Origin of the sequence: Robbsia andropogonis (assembly GCF_000970345.1) — a bacterium.
In the GTDB taxonomy this organism is placed as follows: domain Bacteria; phylum Pseudomonadota; class Gammaproteobacteria; order Burkholderiales; family Burkholderiaceae; genus Robbsia; species Robbsia andropogonis.
This window is the reverse complement of the sequence record NZ_LAQU01000171.1, coordinates 1-1569: the sequence shown is the minus strand read 5'-3', so window position 1 is coordinate 1569 and position 1569 is coordinate 1. Positions and strand designations below refer to the sequence as shown.

General features: G+C 51.9%; 4 protein-coding genes. 3 read left to right on the top strand and 1 reads right to left on the bottom strand.

The genetic code is table 11. The features are described from left to right. On the top strand, window positions 1-183 hold a 183-nt coding region (locus WM40_RS26855), incomplete at its 5' end, for a tyrosine-type recombinase/integrase (RefSeq protein WP_046154613.1). A 164-nt stretch (window positions 184-347) separates the two neighbouring features. On the opposite strand, the gene WM40_RS32705 is transcribed toward WM40_RS26855, so the two are convergent. Then, on the bottom strand, window positions 348-452 hold the full coding sequence (locus tag WM40_RS32705; RefSeq protein WP_081765268.1) for an AlpA family phage regulatory protein: 105 nt from the start codon (window positions 450-452) through the stop codon (window positions 348-350). A gap of 107 nt (window positions 453-559) precedes the next feature. On the opposite strand from WM40_RS32705, the gene WM40_RS26850 reads away from it, so the two are divergent. Together WM40_RS26850 and WM40_RS26845 are read left to right on the top strand one after the other, a co-directional pair. Next, window positions 560-991: an STM2901 family protein gene (locus WM40_RS26850; protein ID WP_024906283.1), complete on the top strand. Its 432-nt coding sequence runs from the start codon at window positions 560-562 to the stop codon at window positions 989-991. Next, window positions 991-1284, top strand: coding sequence for a DUF1493 family protein (locus tag WM40_RS26845; protein ID WP_052738572.1), 294 nt, complete (start codon window positions 991-993; stop codon window positions 1282-1284). Before WM40_RS26850 ends, WM40_RS26845 begins: the two co-directional genes overlap by 1 nt. Window positions 1285-1569: the final 285 nt, after the last annotated feature.

The window sequence follows — 1569 nt, the reverse complement described above, 5'->3', positions numbered from 1 at the left end:
GCACGCTTGGCAAAAGCGTCGACGCATTGGCTGCGGCACACATTTGGCACGCGTGCCATCGAAGCGGGCACGCCACTAGACATCGTGCAGGAAAACCTTGGCCATGTCTCGCCAGCGACGACCTCCATCTATGTCACAACGGAATTGGATCGCCGCATTCGGGCGCTCGAGGAGGCGTTTTGAATACGAAGGCACAAACGAAACCGACGAGGGGATACTCCCTCACGTGCTAATGAAATGATCGCCCCCATGTCCGACGCCTGGGTCAACCTTACGTGAAATCGCGGCACGGTCAGATCCTGCGACCGCTCAATAATCCACGCGTCCACTGTTAACCCGGCCACCCGCTAGCGCTCTCGATTAGCCGAAAGGGACACGGAAAACTGGCCATCCCGCATCATCTTGAAAATCTGCGGCTCGCTAAGGCCCACTTTGTTCGGCAGGTTCTTCATTCTCAATACTCCGTCAATACTCGGGCCATTAAGTCCTCTTGTTATTCGACAGACGTTAGTAATGGAAATATGATACTTTCGTTCTAATTTAATTGTATCCGCGCGAAATGGCTGATCTTTATCGTTACGGACACTATCAAGCACTTACAGCGCCACAACTATTTGTAGTTGTGGCAGTCGAAGAAACCTGTAGCGACTTCGGCGTAACTGATGCGACCGGGGTTGCGTTTGTGTTGCTAGGTCAGAATTGGCTTCCGACTCGCGCCAAACCATTAGGGGCGACAAAGGGAACTTCCGTTGCATCACGTTTCTTCCGACTGACGCTAGACTACGATTTCAATAGAAAGATCCTTCCAACCATCACGGCTGGAAGCGTTAAGCGATTGAAGATCATTATGGTTAAAAACCTTGGCGTGTTTGTCGGCCGCTCGGTTCCGGTTTTAGGATGGGCAATGACCGGTGTAGACGCCGTCCGAATTATGTTTCGTACTGTATCCCGGTATAACGCGTTGGTTCGTCCAGAAGATAGGATACTGTGATGTCAGACGATGCATGGTCAAAATTGCAAGCGTTTACCGAAAAAGAAAGTGGTCCCGGTCCGGGGAAGGCAGTCATTAGCCGGTCTGATTCGCTATTTGATGATCTACACCTTGAAGGGGATGACGCAAACGAGTTCATGGAAAAATTCTTTGCCACCTTTCTGGTAGAGCGCGGCGACTACGACTTTTACCGCTACTTCGGTGAGGAAGGATTTAACTTGTTCGAGATAATTCCCCTACTGTTTTCGAAAAAGGCGACGGGCAAAAGCCAAAAAAGAGCCGCTAACGCTTAGGACCCTAGAACATGCCATCCAGTCAGGGAAGTTTGATCGCTCGGTAAAGTGAGTGAGTCGCTGGCGACATGCAACGGCTGCACCATCGCGTACGTGCATCCGTCATCGGGCCAAATATGCTCGCCATGGTTCTGGTGCAAATAGGCTAAAAGTGCCCAACGCCTATAAATGGAAAATCCCTCCATAATCGGTCACCTCGATGAGCCCGGCGGCATCACTACGCCGGGTCTGAGGCAGATGCTGCGCCGGTTCTTTAGCGACGCGGCCGATGCCGTCGAAGCCGAC

Excerpts from the sequence above, each read along its gene's own strand:
- WM40_RS26850 (WP_024906283.1), top strand. The coding sequence starts at position 560 with ATGGCTGATCTTTATCGTTACGGACACTATCAAGCACTTACAGCGCCA.
- WM40_RS26845 (WP_052738572.1), top strand. The coding sequence starts at position 991 with ATGTCAGACGATGCATGGTCAAAATTGCAAGCGTTTACCGAAAAAGAA.
- WM40_RS32705 (WP_081765268.1), bottom strand. The coding sequence starts at position 452 with ATGAAGAACCTGCCGAACAAAGTGGGCCTTAGCGAGCCGCAGATTTTC.